The following is a 19,808-nucleotide window of genomic DNA, read 5'->3' as shown; positions in this document are numbered from 1 at the left end:
GTCGCGACCACGCATTTCTCGTTGGCCCCGGCCGCGCGGCTGTCCAGCGCCGAACTGCAGGCGGCGTTCGACGCCAAGACCGCGCCGGCGGTGCGCATCGCCCAGGCCTTCGGAGGCGACGCGCCCGGCGGCCTGGTGTTCTTCTCCTCGCTGGTCTCGTTCATCGGCAATCGCGAACAAAGCCACTACGCCGCCGCCTGCGCCTGGCAGGACGCGTTCGCGCGCCTGCTCGGCAAGCGCTTCGGCGTGCCGGCCAAGACCCTCAACTGGGGCTACTGGACCATCGACGATCCGCGCCGCACGCGCGAACTGCACGAGATCGGAATCGAATTCATCGATGCCGCGTCCGGCGGCGCGGCGCTGCAAGCGTTGTTGAGCGGGCCGTGCCGCCAGCTCGGTTTCCTGCGCACGCACCGCTCGCTGGCGGTCGAAGGGCTGGACCCGGACCGGCGCCTGCGCATCGACGGCGGCCGGATCGAGTGGACCGACGCCGGCACGCAAGCGGGCGAGGGCGTTCCTGCGCTCGCGGCCGCCGCATCGCACGATCCGTTCGCGCTCGACGAGTTCGTGCGCACGACCCTCGCGCGCGAACTGTGCGGCGCGCTGCGGATGGCGCCGGAGCTGCTCGACGCGCAGGCGATGTTCGCCGATTACGGCGTCGACTCCATCATCGGCTTGCGCGTGGTGCGGGCGATCAATCAGGCCTTGGGCATCGCCTTGGCCGCCACCTGCCTGTTCGACCACCCCAATCTCGACAAGCTTGCCGCCCACGTGCTGCAGGCGCATCGCACGGAGGCGCTGCGGGCCATGGGCGCGCAGGTACCGTCCGCGCAAGCGCAAGCTCCGGCCGCGGCCGAGCCTGCGCAGGCCGCTGCCGCGCCGCGATCCGCAGCGCCGCCGCAGCGCGAACCCATCGCCGTGATCGGCATGAGCGGCCGCTTCGCCCAGTCCGACGACAGCGCCGAGCTGTGGCGCCACCTCGCCGCCGGGCGCGACCTGATCGAACCCGCCTCGCGCTGGCCCGACGCGGCGTGGCCGGGCGACGGCGACGAGCCGGTCTGCCGCCATGCCGGCTTCGTGCGCGACATCGACCGTTTCGATCCGCTGTTCTTCCGCATCTCGCGCGCCGACGCCGCCTACATGGACCCGCAGCAGCGGCTGTGCCTGGAGGAATCTTGGAAGGCGCTGGAAGCCGCCGGTTACGCCGGGCGCGTGGTCGCCGGCAAGAAGTGCGGGGTCTACGTCGGCTGCAGCGGCGAGGATTACACCCAGTTGCTGTCCGCCGCGGAACTGCCCGCGGCGGCGATGCACGGCAGCTCCACCGCGCTGTTGTCCTCGCGCATCGCCTATCACCTGGACCTGCGCGGCCCGGCGATGACCGTCGACACCGCCTGTTCCAGCGGCCTAGTCGCCGTGCACCTGGCCTGCCAGGCGCTGTGGATGGACGAGATCGAACTGGCCATCGCCGGCGGCGTGCACGTGCAGTGCACGCACTGGTTCCATCTGATCGGCAGCCGCGCCGGCATGCTGTCGCCGCAGGGCCGCTGCTTCACTTTCGACGCGCGCGCCAACGGCTTCGTGCCCTCCGACGGCGTCGGCATGGTGGTGCTGAAGAAACTGTCGGCGGCGCTCGCCGACGGCGACCATATCGTCGGCGTGATCGCCGGCAGCGCGATCAACCAGGACGGCACCAGCAACGGCCTCACCGCGCCTAGCGCCGTGGCCCAGGAGCAACTGGAGCTGGAGGTGTACGAGCGCTTCGGCATCGATGTGGAGCAGATCCAGATGGCCGAGGCGCACGGCACCGGCACCGCGCTGGGCGACCCGATCGAGTTCCAGGCGCTGACCCGCGCGTTCCGCCGGCGTACCGCCCGCCGCGGCTTCTGCGCGATCGGCTCGGTCAAGAGCAATCTCGGCCACGCCGCCGAAGCCGCCGGCATGGCCGGGCTGTTCAAGGTGCTGCTGTCGCTGCAGCACCGCCAGATTCCGCCGACCCTGCATTTCCGCGACGGCAACCCGCACATCGATTTCGCCGACAGCCCGTTCTACGTCAATACCGCGCTGCGCGACTGGCCGGCGCCCGAGCGCGGGCCGCGGCGCGCCACGCTCAGCGCCTTCGGGCTCAGCGGCACCAATGCGCACCTGGTGATCGAAGAGGCGCCGGCGCGGCCGCTGGCGGCGACCGCTTCCGCGCCGTGGCTGCTGGCGCTGTCGGCGCGCTCGGCCGAGCAATTGCGCGCCAGCCAGCAACGCCTGTTGCAGGCCCTGCGCGAGCGGCCCGAACTCGACTGCATGCAGGTCGGCTACACCCTGCTGCAAGGGCGCCAGCATTTCGAACAACGCTGGGCCTGCGTTGCATCCAGCGCCGCGGAGGCGGTGGCGGCGCTGGAATCCGCGCTCGCCGCGGCGCCGGGCGTCGCGCCCGCCCGCCCGGACGCGCGCGAACTCGACGCGCTGGGCCGCGAGGCGGCGCACTGCCTCGACGCCGCGGCCCGGCCGCACGAACGTCGCGCTGCGCTGCAGGGTCTGGGCGCGTTGTTCGTGCGCGGCGCCACGCCCGACTTCGCTCCGCTGTTCGGGCCCGATGCGCGGCGCGTGCCGCTGCCGACCTATCCGTTCGCGCGCGAACGCTGCTGGATCGACGCCCCGGCGCAGCCGGCGGCGCCCGTCGTCGCGACCGTCGCGGCGCCGTCCGTCGCAGCCGTTGCGCACGAGGCGGGCGACGATCCGGCCAGCTTCATCGGCGGCTTCCTCGAACGCGCGCTGGCGCTGGCGCCGGGCGAACTGACCGCGGACGCCGACCTGCACGACCTGGGCGCGGATTCGCTGGTGAGCATGCGGCTGATGCGCGAGATCGGGCATCGCTACGGCTTGGAGGTCTCCGGCCGCGAGTTGTTCGAACACCCCTCGCTGGCCGGGCTGGCCGCCTACGTCGGCGCCCGGCTCGCCAACCGCGCGGCTGCTGCGGCGGCGGCCTCGCCGCAAGATTCGTTGGAGGCGTTGTTGGACCGTTTCGAAGCCGGGCAGCTGGACCTCGATGCCGCGCAGGCGCTGATCGAAGCGCGGCTGCCCGAAATCCGCGCGGCGCACGCCGGCGCGATCGACGCGGAGGCCGCACGATGAACGTGCGCGACCTGCTGGCGGCCTTTCAGCGCGGCGAGCTTTCGCGCGGGCAACTGCGCGAGCGTCTGCAATCGCTGCCGCCGCCGGACGACGACGGCGCGCTGTCGGAAGGCCAGCAGGGCTTGTGGATGCTGCAATGCGCGCAGCCGCACGGCTTCGCCTACAACATCCCGATCTGCCTGCGCCTGAGCGGCCCGCTCGACCCGCGGGCGCTGCGGGCCGCGTGCATCGAGACGCTGCTCGCGCACCCGGCGCTGGCATCGGCGGTGGTCGAGCGCGACGGCCGACCGCGCCGCCAGGCGGTCGCCGCCGAAGCCCTGCCGTTCGCCGTGCACGCCGCCGAGGGCTGGAGCGAAGCCGAACTGGCGCAAGCGATGCAGGCGCGCCTGCGCGAACCGTTCGCGCTCGAGCGCGGGCCGTGGATGCGCGCCGATCTGTACTCGCGCGGTTCCGACACTGGGTTGCTGCTGATCGCGGTCCACCACATCGCGTTCGACGGCGGTTCGGTGGACGCGTTCCTACACACCCTGTGTCGCGCCTACGAGCGCGCCGCCGGCGCGTCGCCGCAGGCCGCCGCGCCCGCCGGAGAGGAGCGCGGTTTCGCCGAGTTCGTGCGCTGGGAACGCGAGTTCGTCGCCAGCGAGGCGGGCGATCAGGCGCGGCGCTACTGGCTGCAAGCGCTGCAACACGCGGGCCCCGCGCTCGGCGCCGCCAGCGTCGGCCCGTCGCGACCGCGCACGCTGCGCCACGCGCTCGGCGCCGATGCCGGGCGCGCCGTGGCTGCCGCCTGCGCGCGCTTGCGCATCACCCCGGCCGCGTTCTACCTGACCTTGTACCAACAACTGCTGGCCGCAGCCGGCGGCCGCGCCGGCGCCGGCGCCGGCGTCGGCATGGCGGTCGAGCGTCGCCCGCACCGCGACTTCGACGCGACGGTCGGTTGCTTCGTCAATCTCATCGTCGTGCCCGGCGACCGCGAACCGCAGGCGCCGCTCGCGCAGCGCCTGCGCCGCACCCACGAGCGGCTCGGCGAGGCGCTGAGCCACGCCGACTATCCGTTCCCGCGGGTCGCGCGCGAGCTGCGGCGGGCGGGGCAGGGCGAGCTGTTCGATACCGTGTTCGAGTACAAGAGCCGCGGTTTCTTCGCCCTGCCGGCGCTGGCGCGCGAGTGGGCCGGCGTGCGTTTCGAGCCGGTGGAAGGGCTGTACCAGGAAGGCGAATATCCGCTGGCGTTCAAGGTGGCCGAGCGCGAAGACGGCCCGGTGCTGTACTTCGACCACGATGCCGCGCGCGTGCCCGAGGCGACGGCCGAGGCCTGGCTGGAGCAGTTGGCCGCATCGATCCACGCCGCGCTGGCGAGCTTGGCCGAGCCGGTCGCAGCCGCCGCGTGGCGAGCCCTGCCGCATACGATCCAGGCGCAGGCGCGGCGCGATCCGGCGGCGCTGGCCGCGGTCGATGCGGATGCGCAGCTGAGCTACGGCGAACTCGACGCGCGCTCGGATGCGATCGCCGCCGAACTGCGCCGCGCCGGGATCGGCGCCGACGCGATCGTCGGCCTGCTGCTGGAGCGCTCGAACGACGCGCTGTGCGCGCTGTTGGGCGTGTGGAAGGCCGGCGCCGCATACCTGGCGCTGGACCCGCAACTGCCGGCCGAGCGGCTGCGTTTCATGATCGAGGACGCCGGCGCGACGACTCTGATCGTGCGGGAGGCGCAGAGCCGGCAGTTGCCGTGTCCGGTCGCGCGCACGTTGGTTCTGGAACGGATCGCCGCCGTCGCCGCGCAAGAACACGCAGCGCCGGCCATCGATCCCGGCCAGCTCGCCTATGTGGTCTACACCTCCGGTTCCACCGGCGCGCCCAAGGGCGTGGCCCTGACCCACGCCGGCCTGGCCAATCTCGCCCAGGCGCAAGCCGCCGCGTTCGGCGTCGGCGCGGGCGAGCGCGTGTTGCAGTTCGCGCCGTGGAGCTTCGATGCCTCGGTGTGGGAAATCGCGATGGCGTGGTCGGCCGGCGCGACCTTGTACCTGGCGCCGAACGGCTCGTTGCAGCGCAGCGACCGGCTCGCCGGCCTGATGAGCGAGGCGCGCATCGCGGTGGCGACGTTGCCGCCGTCGGCGCTGACCTTGCTGGACGCGACGCCGCTGCCGCATCTGCGCACCTTGATCGTGGCCGGCGAGGAATGCACGCCGGCGCTGGCGCAGCGCTGGATGCCGCGCTGCCGCTTCGTCAACGCCTACGGCCCCAGCGAGACCACGGTCTGCGCCACGTTCAAGCCGTGCGATCCGGAGCGGGCGGATACGTTCGCGCCCGGTTCGGTGCCGATCGGCCGTGCGATCGCCAACACCGACGCGCGCGCGCTGGACCCGCGCACCCTGCAGCCGGTCGCGACAGGCGAAGTCGGCGAACTGTTCGTCGCCGGCGCCGCGCTGGCGCGCGGTTACCTGGGCCGCGCCGCGCTCACCGCCGAACGCTTCGTCGCCGATCCTTACGGCGCGCCGGGCGCGCGCATGTACCGCACCGGCGACCGCGTGCGCCTGCTCGCCGACGGCGAGCTGCAGTTCGTCGGCCGCGCCGACGCCCAGGTCAAGATCCGCGGCTCGCGGGTCGAGTTGGGCGAAGTCGAGGCCGCGGCGCAATCGCATCCGGGCGTCGCCCAGTGCGCGGTGGCGCTGTGGCCGCAGCGCGGGCAGCTGGTCGCCTTCGCGGTGACCGGCGGCGACGCCGCGCCCGATGCCGCCGCGCTGCGCCGGCACATCGGCGAGCGTCTGCCGGACTACATGGTGCCGACGCGGGTCGAGTTCCTGGCCCGGCTGCCGACCACCGCTCACGGAAAAGTAGACCGCGACGCGCTGCTGGCGCGCCTGCGCGACCCCGACCTCAAGGAGCCGCCCGCGATGCTGCGCGAGCGCGATATCGAAGCCACCGTCTCGTCGATCCTCGGCGAGGTCCTGCGCCTGCGCGAAGTGCCCGTCGATCAGGGCTTCTTCGACATCGGCGGCGACTCGATCCTGGCCGTGGGCGCGGCGCGGCGCATCGCCGAAGCCTTCGGCATCGCGTTCGACGCGACCCATCTGCTGGACCTGGCCAGCGTGCGCAGGATCGCCGCGCACATCGCCGCGCACGCGGTCGCGCCCGCTGTCGCGCAGGCTGCCGTCCCGGCGCAGGACGCGCGACACCCGTCAGCGCCCGCGCCGCAGCCGCGCGGATCCGAGCCGGACCGCCTCGACGATTGCGTCGCCATCATCGGCATCTCCTGCCAGTTGCCGGGCGCCCGCGACCACCGCGAGTTCTGGGACAACTTGCGCGAGGGCGTGGAGAGCATCGAGTTCCTCGATCCGCAGGCCCTGCGTGCGGCCGGCGTGCCCGAGACCGTGCTGGCGCGGCCGGGACTGGTCGCCGCGCGCGCCGCGATCCACGACAAGGACTGCTTCGACGCCGAGTTCTTCCAGGTCTCGGCGCAGGACGCGCAGGCGATGGACCCGCAACTGCGCCTGTTGCTGCAGCATTCGTGGAAAGCGGTCGAGGACGCCGGCTACCGCACCGCCGCGATCGGCGACGCCGGCGTGTTCATGAGCGCGGCCAATGCCGGCTACCACGCCGACGCCGCGCCGACGCCGTGGACGCTGATGGAAAGCTCCAAGCAGTACGTCGCCTCGGCCTGGAGCCAGCCCGGTTCGATCCCGACCCTGATCTCGCACCGACTCGGCCTGCGCGGCCCGAGCCTGTTCGTGCACAGCAATTGTTCGTCCTCGCTGGTGGCGCTGCACACCGCGTACCGCAGCCTGCTCGCCGGCGATGCGCGCCACGCCCTGGTCGGCGCGGCGACGCTGTCGGCGAGCGAGTCGCTGGGCTACGTCGCCGAGCGCGGCATGAACTTCTCCAGCGACGGCCACTTGCGCCCGTTCGACGCCGACGCCGACGGCATGCTCGGCGGCGAAGGCGTGGCGGTGGTGCTGCTCAAGCGCGCGCGCGAGGCCATCGCCGACGGCGATCACGTCTATGCGTTGCTGCGCGCCACGGCGGTCAACAACGACGGCGCCGACAAGGCCGGCTACTACGCGCCCAGCGCCGGCGGACAGGCGCGGGTGATCGAGCGCGTGCTGAGCGACAGCGGCGTGGACGTGGAGAGCATCGGCTATATCGAGGCCCACGGCACCGCCACCCGGCTCGGCGATCCGCTGGAGCTGGCGGCGCTGGGCCAGGCCTTCGCCCGCCACACCGGGCGCCGGCAGTTCTGCGGCATCGGCTCGGTCAAGAGCAACCTCGGTCATCTCGACACCGCGGCCGGTCTGGTCGGCTGCATCAAGGTCGCGTTGAGCCTGCGCCATGGCGAGATCCCGCCGTCGCTGAACTACGCGCGGCCGAATCCGGCCATCGATTTCGCCCATTCGCCGTTCTATGTGGTCGACCGCCGCACACCGTGGCCGCAGCGCGAGACGCCGCACCGCGCCGGGGTGAGTTCGTTCGGCATCGGCGGTACCAACGCTCACGCACTGCTGGAGCAGTTCCATGCACCGCAGCAGGCAGCGCGCGAACCGCGCCGTTGCCTGGTGCCGCTGTCGGCGCGCAAGCCCGAGCGGCTGCGCCAGTACGCCGCCGACCTGCTCGCGTTCCTCGATCGCGGCGTCGGCGAGCCTGCGCTGGAGGACATCGCCTACACCTTGCAGGTCGGGCGCGAGCCGTTCGCCTGCCGGCTGGCGTTTCTGGCGCAGAGCGTGGACGAACTGCGCGAAGGCCTGCGCGGATTCCTCTCCGCGACCAGCGCGCCGGCGGCGAAGCCGGCCTACGACGCCGACGAGTTGGCGCAGCTGCTGCCGCATTGGGCCGGCAGCGGGCAGTGGAACAAGATCGCCGCGGCCTGGACGGCCGGCGCGGACATCGACTGGCGCGCGCTCGGCGACGCCGGGCAGGCGCGACGCGTCGCCTTGCCGACCTATCCGTTCGCGCCGACCCGGCATGGTCGGCCGACGGCAGCGCCGGCTCTCGCTCCGGCGCCCGTCGCGGTCCTGCATCCGCTGCTGCATCGCAACGACTCCAGCCTGCGCCGGCATCGCTACACCAGCGTGTTCGACGGCGGCGAGTTCGTGTTCGCCGACCATCAGGTGCGCGGCGCGCGCCTGTTGCCCGGGGTGGCCTACCTGGAAATGGCCCGCGCCGCGCTCGCCCAGGCGCTGCGCAGCGAACAGACGGGGATCACCCTGCACAACGTCAGCTGGCTGCGGCCGCTGATCGTCGGTCCGCAGCCGTTGGCGGTGCATGTGAGCGTCGCTGAGCGCGCGAGCGGCGGATATGCGTTCCAGGTCGCCAGCACGCAGGCGGACGGCGCGGAGTGCGTGCACTGCGAAGGCAGCGCATCGCTGGCCGGCGCGGATGCGTCGTCCGCCGGCGCCGAACGCAGGCTCGACTTCGACGCGCTGCGCGCGCAGTGCGGCGGCGCGATCGCCGGCGCGGACTGTTACGCGCTGTTCGACCGGCTCGGCTGCCGTTATGGCCCCTCGCTGCGCGCCCTGGTCGATACCCGCGCCGGCGTCGATGGCGACGGGCGCCGGTTCGCGCTCGGGCGCCTGCGCCTGTCCGCGCAGGCGCAGCGCGACGAGCGCTACGTCCTGCATCCGGGGTTGCTCGACTCGGCGCTGCAGGCGTCGATCGGCCTGGGCCTGGATCCGCTGTCGGACCCGGAGGCGGACGATGCCTCGCTGGACGGCGCCCAACTCGAACAGACGCTGCCTTTCAGCATCGACCGCGTGCGCATCGCGCAGGCGCCGGGCGACAGCGCCTGGGTGCTGGTGCGCGAAGCGGCGGACAGTTCGCAGGCGGTGAACAAGCTCGACCTGAGTGTGTGCGACGAACACGGGCGGATCGCGGTGGAGATCGCCGGACTGAGCGCGCGGGTGGTGTCGGGCGCCGGCGATGAAATCGCCGCGGCGCCCGCGGAGCCGCACCATCCGCCTTCTCGCGCGGCTGCGCCGGCCGCCGTCGCGGCGACGGTCGAAACCGGAATGCATGCCGAGGCCGAAACCGGGCTGCCGCTCGGCGCGTTGCCGTTGGTGCCGGTGTGGGACGATCTCGGCCCGCCCGAAGCGGCGCCGCCGGCGGCCGGGGCAGCGGCCCGCCGGATTCTGCTGATAGGGGCCGATGCCGCGCTGCGCGACGGCCTGCTCGCCGCCTGCTGCGAGGCCGAAGTGCGCGAACTGGAGCCGCAGCATTCCCAGGTCGAAGCCATCGTCGCGATCCGCGCGTTGCGGCCGACCCATGTGGTCTGGATCGCCCAGGGCGCGGCCGCCGGCGTCGCCGCGGATGCGCAGGTCCTGCGCTGCCTGCGCCTGGCCAAGGCGCTGCTGCGCGAAGGCTTCGAGGCGCGGCCGCTGCATCTGCTCGCGCTGACCGCGCAGGCGCTGGCGGTGCGCAACGACGAGTGCGGCGATCCCGCCCAGGCCGCCGTGCACGGCTTCCTCGGCTCGCTGGCCAAGGAGTACCCGCATTGGTCGGTGCGCGCCTGCGATCTGGACGCGCTGGACCGCTGTCCGTGGCCGGCGTTGCTCGACGCGGCGCCCGACCCGGAAAACAGCTCGCTGGCCCTGCGCGAGGGCAGCCGCTACCAGCGCCGCCTGGTGCCCGCGCAGTTGCCTGATCCGCCGCGCAGCCGCATGGTCGAGGGCGGCGTCTACGTCGTGCTCGGCGGCGCCGGCGGGCTCGGCCGCGCCTGGAGCGAGTACGCGCTGCGCCGCTACCGCGCGCACATCGTCTGGCTGGGGCGGCGCGCGCAGGACGAAACCATCGGCGCCGCGTTGCAGCAGCTTTCCGACCTCGGCGGCAGCCTGCGTTATCTCAGCGTCGACGCGCGCAAGCGCAACGAGCTGGAAGCCGCGCTCAAGCAAGTCGAGAGCGAACACGGCGTCGTCCACGGCTTCGTGCATACGGCGCTGACCCTGCACGACCGCGGGGTGATGGCGGTCGAGGAGGCCGCGTTCGCCGATGCGCTGTCGTCCAAGATCGCCACCGCCGCCGCGTTGGCCGGCGCATTGGCGCGCTACCGGCCGGCCGATTTCGTGCTGTTCTTCTCGGCGCTGCAGAGTTTCAACCCCTCGCCCGGGCAGAGCAGCTACGCCGCCGGCAGCGCCTACCTCGACGCCATGGCGACCTGGCTGCGGCGCAAGGGCCATGCCGGCGCGCGCACCATCAACTGGGGCTATTGGGGCAGCGTAGGAATCGTCGCTTCCGATGCGCACCGTCGCCGCATGCTGCATATCGGCGAGGGTTCGATCGAGCCGGCGGAGGCGATGCCGGTGATCGAGGCCGCGCTGGCCGGGCCGTTCGACCAGGTGGCCTTGCTCAAGCGCAGCGCGGCCCACGGCGGCGCGGCGCTGCCGATCCTGCGCGACGAGACGATCCAGCTCGCATCCGCGGCGGCGGGGCTGCGCTTCGCGGTGCCGGATACCGCGTCGGTGGTGGCGCCGGCCGCGCCGGAACCCGAACAGTCCGACGAACTGGATGCGGCGCTGGCTTCGGGCCTGCTGGTCCAGATCGAGCGTTTCGGCGGCGATGGATCGGGCCAGCCGCCGCGTCTGTCCTGGCCGGCGCTGCATGCGCGTCTGGGCAAGCCCGCGCTGTACGGCCCGTGGCTGCGCGAAGCGCTGGCCTTCCTGTGCCGCACCGGCCGCTTGCGCGAACTGGGCGACGACGAATTCGCCCGCGGGCCGGTGTCGGCCGACTGGGCGGCGGTGGAACGGTACTTCGCCGGCCCGCTGCGCGACGAGAGCGAACGCGCCCATGCCGCCCTGGTCGCGCCGCTGCTGCGCGCGTTGCCGGACATCCTCGCCGGCCGCGCCGACGCCACCGCGATCATGTTCGCCGACGCCTCGGTGCGGCGGGTGGAAGACGTCTACAAGAAAAATCCCTTTATCGAGTACTTCAACCGGATCGTCGCGAGCATGGTCGCCGGCTACGCCGAGCAGCGCCTGCGCGCCGAGCCCGGCGCGCCGCTGCGCGTGCTGGAGATCGGCGCCGGCACCGGCGCGACCAGCGCGCATCTGTTCCAGGCGCTCAAGCCGCATGCGGCGCAGGTCGGCGAGTACCGCTACACCGACGTCTCGCGCGCGTTCCTCGGCCACGCCGAGCGCGAATACCGGGCGCTGGCGCCGTACCTGCGTTGCCAACTGCTCGACATCGAGCGGCCGTTGGCCGCGCAGGGCATCGATTGCGGCGGCTACGACATCGCCGTGGCGACCAACGTGCTGCATGCGACCGGCGACATCCACCTGGCGGTGCGCCACGCCAAGAGCGCGCTGCGCCGCGGCGGCCTACTGGTGATCAACGAGATGCGCGGCCACGAACTGTTCGCGCACCTGACCTTCGGCCTGTTGCCGGGCTGGTGGGCGCACCGCGACGGCTGGCTGCGCGAACCCGGTTCGCCCGGGCTGGCGCCGGCCGCGTGGCGCCGGGTACTGGAAGAAGAAGGTTTGCGCGCGATCCGGTTCCCGGCCGCGGACGCGCATCGTTTCGGGCAGCAGATCATCATTGCGGAGAGCGACGGAGTGTTTCGACACAAGCGCACGGCGGTGCCTTCACGCGAACAGCAGCCCGCGCCAGCGGCCGCGACGCCCGCAACCGAGCCGGGGCCCGTGACGGTGGCGGCGCACGCGCCGCCGCCGGCGGCGATGCCCATGCACGAGCCGGCGCCGGTGGCGGCGACCGCGTCGGTGTCGGCCGCCCGGCGCGAGGACGTCCTGCGCTTCGTGCGCAGCGCGGTCGCGCAGACGCTGGAGCTGACCGTCGAGGACATCGACGCCGACGAACCGTTCGAGAGCTACGGCGTCGATTCGATCCTGGCGATCCGCCTGGCCAACGCGCTGCGAGCGCGTTTCCCCGATGTGTCCAGCACCATCGTGTTCGAGCATCCCTGCGTTCGTGCGCTGGCCATGCACTTGGAGTCGCTGGACGCCGGGACGCAGACCGAACCGTCGCCCACGGCGGCGGCAACGCCTGCCGTTGCGCCCGTCGCTGAAAATCCCGCGCCCACGCCCGCAGTTGCGCCGGCCGCGACCGCGCCCGACGCCGGCGACGTGCGCGCCGCGACCATCGCCCTGGTCCGCGCGGTGGTCGCGCGCACCCTGGAGCAGCCGGCCGAGGAGATCGACGCGGACGAACCGCTGGAGAACTACGGCGTGGATTCGATCCTCGCCATCCGCATCGCCAACGAATTGCGCGAGACCTTCGCCGAGGTCAGCAGCACGGTGCTGTTCGAACACCGCAGCGTGGCCGCGATCGCCGCGCATTTCATCGCCACGCAACCGCTCGCCGCGCAGGGTCTGGCGCCGGCGCCGCGCAAGCCCGAACCGGCGCACGCCGCGCCGGCGCCCGCGCCGCGCCCCGCGTCGGCGGCGGCCTATGCCGCGCCCGCGGCCAGCGTGCGCGAAGCCGCGCCGCCCGCCGCCGCGCCGGCGCCGCAACCGGCGAGCGCGCCGCAGACCGCCGCCGAAGACCGCGCCATCGCCATCATCGGCGTGTCCGGACGCTATCCGCGCGCCGCCGACCTGGACCAGTTCTGGCAGCGCATCAGCCGCGGCGAGGACTGCGTCGAGGAAATCCCGGCCGAGCGCTGGCCGTTGCAGGGGTTCTACGAAGCCGATCCGGCCAAGGCCATCGCCGAGGGCAAGAGCTATTGCAAGTGGGGCGGTTTCATCGACGGCTTCGCCGACTTCGATCCGCTGTTCTTCGGCATCGCCCCGCGCGAGGCGATGGCGATCGATCCGCACGAGCGGCTGTTCCTGCAGGAAACCTGGCGCGCGTTCGAGCACGCCGGCTACACCCGCGACACCCTGGCCAGCCGCCACCAGCGCCGGGTCGGCGTGTTCGCCGGCATTTCCCAGTCCGGCTTCGAGCGCTGCGCCAGCGGCCAGGATGCCGGCGGCGACGCGATCCATCCGCAGACCTCGTTCGGCTCGGTCGCCAACCGCGTGTCCTACCTGTTCGACCTGCAAGGGCCGAGCATGCCGATCGACACCATGTGTTCGTCCTCGCTGACCGCGATCCACGAAGCCTGCGAACACCTGCTGCGCGGCGAATGCGAAGTGGCGGCGGCGGGCGGGGTCAATCTCAACCTGCATCCCTCGCGCTACGTCGCCTCGTGCGAGGGCCGGTTCCTGTCCACCTCCGGGCGCTGCATGAGCTTCGGCGAAGGCGGCGACGGCTTCGTGCCGGGCGAGGGCGTCGGCGTGCTGATCCTCAAGCCGCTCGCCCGCGCGGTCGCCGACGGCGATCCGATCCACGCGGTGATCCGCGCCACCGCGATCAACCATGGCGGCAAGGCCAAGGGCTACACCGCGCCGAATCCGGCCGCGCAACGCGAGCTGGTCAAGGCCGCGATCGCCAAGGCCGGGATCGGCGCGGACGACATCTCGTTCGTCGAAGCCCACGGCACCGGCACCGAGCTCGGCGATCCGATCGAGATCGAAGCGCTGACCCAGGCGTTCCGCGCGTCCACCGACGCGCGCGGCTTCTGCGCGATCGGCTCGGTCAAGAGCAATATCGGCCATCTGGAAGCCGCCGCCGGCGTGGCCGGCGTGACCAAGGTGCTGCTGCAGCTCAAGCACCGCCAGTTGGCGCCGTCGCTGCACGCGCAGCGGGTCAATCCGCATATCGCGTTCGAGTCCGGCCCGTTCCGCCTGCAGCGCGAACTCTCGCCGTGGCAGGCGCCGCGCGCGGGCGGGCGGCGCATCGCCAGCGTGTCCTCGTTCGGCGCCGGCGGCGCCAACGCCCACCTCATCCTCGAAGAGTACGCCGCTCCGGCGCAGGCCCCGGCCGCGTCCGGCGCGCCGGTGCTGGTGCCGCTGTCGGCCAAGGACGACGAGCGCCTGCGCGAACGCGCGCGGCAATTGCTCGAGGCCTGCGGCGGCCTGCAGGAGTCGCAGTTGGCGGACCTGGCCTACACCCTGCAGGTCGGCCGCGAAGCGATGGAGTCTCGGTTGGCGTTCGTCGCCGATTCGCTCGCGCAGGTGCGCGAAAAGCTCGAAGGCTTCCTGCAACGGCGCAAGGGCCTGGAACAGTTCCACACCGGCCAGGCGCAGCGCGGCCGCAACGGCTTGTCGTGGCTGCGCGAAGACGAAGACGCGCAGGCGCTGATCGACACCTGGCTGGCGCGCGGCAAGCTGGACCGGCTGTGCGAGGCCTGGGTCGCGGGCGCCGCGCGGGTCGACTGGGAGCGGCTGTATCCGCAGGCGCGGCCGCGGCGCATCGCGCTGCCGACCTATCCGTTCGCGCCGGAACGCTACTGGATCGGCGCGCTGCCGGCGGCGTCCACGGACGCCGCGCGCGGCGACGCCGGTGCGGGCACGCCGGCTCAGGCCGCTGCGTACCTGCATCCGCTGGTCCATCGCAACACTTCGAACCTGCAAGGGCTGCGCTTCAGTTCGCGCTTCAACGGCCGCGAGGCGGTGTTCGCCGACCACCGCGTCGCCGGCCAGCGCATCCTGCCGGCGGTGGCCTATCTGGAAATGGCGCGGGCCGCGGCGGCGCTCGCGGCGCAGTCCGGGGCCGGTGCGCCGGCCAGCATCGCCGATGTGGTCTGGCTCAAGCCGGTGATGGCCGGCGACGGCCCGGTGGATTTGCATATCCACGTCCGCCCGCAGGGCGAAGAACTGGTCTGCGAATTCGTGCGCGAGGAGCGCGACGCTGGCGAGGGTGCGCGCGCCGCTGCGCCGTGCGTGCGCGCCAGCGTGCGCCTGCGGGCCGATGCCGGGCCGACACCCGCGCAGGATTTAAACGCGCTGCGCGCGGCGCTGGTCGGCGCGCCCTTGAGCGGCGAGGCGTGTTACCGCGAACTGGCCGCGATGGGCGTGGAATACGGCCCCTCGCACCGTGGCCTGGTCGAGGTGCAGTCGGGCGCCGATGCGCTGGGCGCGTTCGTGCTCGCGCGCCTGCGCCTGCCCGCGGGCGCCGACGGCTGCGCGCTGCCGCCGGGTTTGCTGGATTCGGCGGTGCAGGCCGCCGGCTTCGGCGTCGCCGACGCGGCGCACGCCGACAGCCACGGCGCCGCCTCGGTGCCGTTCGCGCTCGACCGTCTGCAATGGTTCGCGGCGTGTCCGGACTCGTGCTGGGTGGTCGTGCGCCGCGCGCCGTCGGCGCCGGGCGCGGCGCGCACCGACATCGATCTGTGCGACGACGACGGCCGCGTCTGCGTGCGACTGCAGGGCCTCAGCGGCCGGCCGTACCGCCACGGCGAGCGCGCCGCGGCTGCGCCGCGGACCTTGTTCTTCGTGCCCGATACCGTCGGCGACGTGGCGCCGGCGGACGGCGCGCATCGCCGCCTGCTCGCCTGCGACGTGCCCGCTGCCGCCCTGGACGGGCTGGCGCCGGCCGCGGATCGCCGCGCGTTGCACAGCGCCGCCGCCGATCCCGCCGAACGTTTCGCCGCCTATGCCGCACAGGTGCTGACGCACGCGCAGGAGCTGATGGGCGAGGGCGGCGACGCCCCGGCCGTGCTGCAACTGGCCGTGCCCGAGCGCGGCGCCGGCCGCCTGCACGCCGCGCTGGCGGCGCTGTTGCGCCAGGCTCAAGCCGAATCGTCGCGGCCGCTGCGCGCGCAGTTGTTGCTGGTGGATGCGCAGGCCGACACGGCCTCGCGCGTGCGCGCGCTGCCTCTGGACGGCGCGGGCCTGCGCGAAGTGGAACTGTCCGGTTCGCAGCCGCAGGCGGACGCGACGACGACACCGTGGCGCGACGGCGGCGTGTATCTGATCGCCGGCGGACTCGGCGGCATCGGCGCGGCGCTGGTGGGCGACATCGCCCGCACGCATTCCAGCGCGAAGATCGTGATCGCCGGTCGCAGCGATCTCGACGCGGCAGGACTGGAACGGCTCAAGCGCCTGTCCGGGTTGGGCGCCCACGTGTCCTATCGCTGCGTGGACGTGTCGCACCGCGTCCAGGTCGAGGAACTGGTGGCGGAGATCCTCGCCCAGCACGGCGCGCTGCATGGCGTGCTGCAGTGCGCGGGCGTCGCCCATCACCGTGCGTTGGCCGCGCTGCAGGACGACGAACTCGGCCAGGCGCTGGCGGCGAAGGTGGCCGGCACGCGCAACCTCGATCTGGCCACGCGCCATCTGCCGCTGGACTGCTTCGTGCTGCTGTCCTCGCTGACCGCGCGCACCGGCGCCGACAGCCAGGCCGCCTACGCCACCGCCAATGCCTTCCTCGACGAGTACGCGCAGTACCGCAGCCAGTTGCAGGCGCTGGGCGAACGCAGCGGCCGCAGCCTGTCGCTCGGCTTGCCGTACTGGCATAGCGAGCACGGCATGCGCCTGCCGGCGCAGACGGTCGAACAGATGCGCCGGCGCGGTTTCGCCGCGCTCGACGCCGACAGCGGCGTGGCGGCGCTGAAGCGGGCGCTGGCGTCGCCGCATGCACAGGTCGCGGTCGCCCATGGCGACGCCGCGCTGATCCGCGCGGCGCTGGGAACGGCGCCCACGGACGGCGACGGCGGCGACCGTCCGACCCGCGCCGCGCGCCATGAAGCCACGCGCGAGACGGTGTCGGCGCAAGCGTCCGAGCCGCCCGCGCCGCTTGCGCCGGCCGCGCCCGAGGACGCCGTCGCCGCATTGCGCGCGTTCTTGTCGGAGCAGTTGATGATCGCTCCGGCGCGCATCCGCGCCGGCGACGGCTTCGACGCCTTCGGCATCGACTCGGTGATCGCGGTGCGGCTGACCGCGGCGTTGGAGAAGAACCACGGCCCGCTGTCGAAGACGCTGTTCTTCGAATACGCCACCGTCGCCGACCTGGCCGCATATCTGGCGACGCGCCGCGCGCCCGCCGCGCAAGCGGCCGCGCCGGCTCGCATCGAGACGGTCTCGGTGCAGGCGGCATCGACGCAGGCAGCTTCGAGCGAGGCAACGCACGAGCAGCCGCTCGCATCGCCGGCGCCGCAGCCGACGCCGGCCCGCGACCGCGACGACATCGCCATCATCGGCCTGGCCGGACGCTACCCGCGCTCGCCGGACCTGGCCGCGTTCTGGGACAACCTCAAGGCAGGCGTCGATTGCGTCGGCGAGATCCCGGCCGAGCGCTGGAGCCTGGATGGATTCTTCGATCCCGACCCGGCCGCGTCCGGCAAGAGCTACAGCAAGTGGGGCGGCTTCATCGACGGCGTCGCCGACTTCGATCCGCGCTTCTTCAACATCTCGCCGCGCGAAGCGCCGATGATGGACCCGCAGGAACGCTTGTTCCTGATGTGCTCGCACGAGGCGGTCGAAGACGCCGGCTACACCCGGCAGGCGCTCAACCACGGCGCGCAGGCGCACGGCGGCGTCGGCGTGTTCGTCGGGGTGATGCACGCCGAGTACCAACTGTACGGCGCGCAGGCGCAGATGGCGGGCGAGCCGCTGGCGCTGGGCTCGGGCATCGGCTCGGTCGCCAACCGGGTCAGCTATTTCGGCAATTACCAGGGGCCGTCGCTGGCGGTGGACACCATGTGTTCGTCGTCGCTGAGCGCGATCCACCTGGCCTGCGCCAGCCTGCGCGAGGGCGAGTGCGGCGTGGCCATCGCCGGCGGCGTCAATGTGTCGGTGCATCCGAACAAGTACCTGGGCTTGTCGCAGGCGCGGTTCGCCTCCGGCAACGGCCGCTGCGCGGCGTTCGGCGAAGGCGGCGACGGCTACGTGCCGGGCGAGGGCGTCGGCGCGGTGGTGCTCAAGCCGCTGGCGCGCGCCGTTGCCGACGGCGACCGCATCTACGCCGTGCTCAAGGGCAGCGGCGTCAACCACGGCGGCCGCGCCAACGGCTTCGCGGTGCCCAACGCGGCGGCGCAGGCGCGCCTGATCGGCCGCACCCTGGAGCGCAGCGGCGTCGACCCCGCCGCGATCGGCTACGTCGAGGCGCACGGCACCGGCACCGCGCTGGGCGACCCGATCGAGATCGCCGGGTTGACCCGCGCCTTGCACGAGCGCGCCGAGGCGGCAGCGGGCGAGGCGCACGCGGGCGAGCCGGCCGCGCTCGAACCGGGTTCGATCCGGATCGGTTCGGTCAAATCCAACATCGGCCACTGCGAAAGCGCGGCCGGCATCGCCGGCTTGACCAAGGTGCTGCTGCAGCTCAAGCACGCGACCCTGGTGCCGACGCTGCACGCGCAGCGGCTCAATCCGAACATCGACTTCGCCCGCACGCCGTTCGCGGTGCAGCGCGCGCTGGAGCCGTGGCCGGCGCGCCGGCGCGCCGACGGCATGCCGGCGCCGCGCATGGCGGCGGTGTCCTCGTTCGGCGCGGGCGGTTCCAATGCGCATCTGCTGGTCGAGGAGTTCCTGGCCGCGGCGCCCGCGCGCGACGCCGCGCCGCAGCCGCAGCGGCCGGCGTTGATCGTGCTCAGCGCCAGTGAAGCCGAACGCCTGCAAGACGCCGCGCGACGCCTGTCGGCGAGCCTGGCGGCGGATGGCTACGGCGACGCCGACCTGGACGCGATCGCCGCCACCTTGCAGATCGGACGCGAACATCATGCGCACCGACTCGGCCTGTCGGCGCGCAGCATCGCCGAGCTGGCGCGCAAGCTGGACGCGTTCGCGGCCGGCGGGCGCGAGGGTTGCCATTACGGCGTCGCCGATCCCGAGCGCGCGTCCGCGCCGGCCGGCGACTTGCCGGCGCTGGTCGAACGCGGCGAGCACGAGCGCGTGCTGGCGTCCTGGGTCGCCGGTGCGCACTGGCCGTGGGAGCGGCTGTATGCGCAGCGGCCGCGCCGGTTGAGCCTGCCGACCTATCCGTTCGCGCGCGAGCGTTACTGGGCGCCGGATGTGCTGCGTGGCCGCGGGGCGGCCGCCGCCAGCGTGGCGGCGGTCGCGCCGGAGCCCGTCCGCGCTCCCGCGCCGGCCGCACCGGCACCGGGACCGGCGGTCGCCGCGCCCGCTGCGCCGCCCGCATCGGTGAGCGATCCCCGTGCCGCTTCGCGCGAAGTCGAGACGATGCTGCGCGAGACCCTGGCCGAAGTGCTGTACATGCAACCGGGCGACATCGCGCTCGACACCGCCTTCGTCGATCTCGGCATGGATTCGGTGATGGGCGTGGAATGGTTGCCGATGATCCAGCAGCGTTCGGGCGTGCCGCTGGGGCCGACCAAGATCTACGAGTACCCGACGATCCGCGAACTGGCCGCTTATGTGGCCGGGCAGAGGCCCGCGGCCGGGCAGAGGCCCGCGGCCGGGCAGGGCGCCGACACGCCGGCGAACGCGCACGTGGCTGAGTCGCGCAAGGCCGAGTCGCAGCCTGCGGCGCCTGTCGTGGCCGCCGCCGTGCCGCACGTCGCGCCCGCGGCGCCCGCCGCCGCGCCGGCGCCATTGCGCCGGATCGAAGACGTGCTGCGCGAAACCCTGGCCGAGGTGCTGTACATGAAGCCGGCCGATGTCGGCATCGACACCGCCTTCGTCGACCTCGGCATGGACTCGGTGATGGGCGTGGAATGGCTGCCGATGATCGAGCAGCGCCTGGGCGTGGCGCTGGGGCCGACCAAGATCTACGAGTACCCGACGATCCGCGATCTCGCCGGGCATGTCCTGGCGCAGTCGCCGGCGCCGGCCGCGGCGACGACGCCCGCGCCGGGTTCGGTCGACGCCTGGCTGCAGGCGATCTACGACGGCAAGGCCGATCCCGCCGATGCGCAGGAGTGGCTGGACACCGCGGCCGCCGACGCGCAAGGAGCCGGGCATGGCGATTGA

2 protein-coding genes (1 of these 2 cut by a window edge) are annotated in these 19,808 nt (G+C 73.2%); both read left to right on the top strand.

What is annotated here, in order from left to right; genetic code table 11:
* A protein-coding gene (locus tag JHW41_RS13005) for a non-ribosomal peptide synthetase (protein WP_250442474.1) crosses the window boundary here: on the top strand, positions 1-3,123 show its 3' portion. Its footprint begins 15,834 nt before the window's first position; the window shows 3,123 of its 18,957 coding nt (coding positions 15,835-18,957); its start codon lies off the left edge, out of view; it ends in the stop codon at positions 3,121-3,123.
* Complete coding sequence (locus JHW41_RS13000) at positions 3,120-19,808, top strand: non-ribosomal peptide synthetase (RefSeq protein ID WP_250442473.1); 16,689 nt, start codon at positions 3,120-3,122, stop codon at positions 19,806-19,808. Before JHW41_RS13005 ends, JHW41_RS13000 begins: the two co-directional genes overlap by 4 nt.

Source organism: Lysobacter enzymogenes, from assembly GCF_023617245.1.
Classification (GTDB): domain Bacteria; phylum Pseudomonadota; class Gammaproteobacteria; order Xanthomonadales; family Xanthomonadaceae; genus Lysobacter; species Lysobacter yananisis.
Note: the sequence above shows the minus strand (reverse complement) of the source record. Positions and strands in the feature narration are given on the sequence as shown.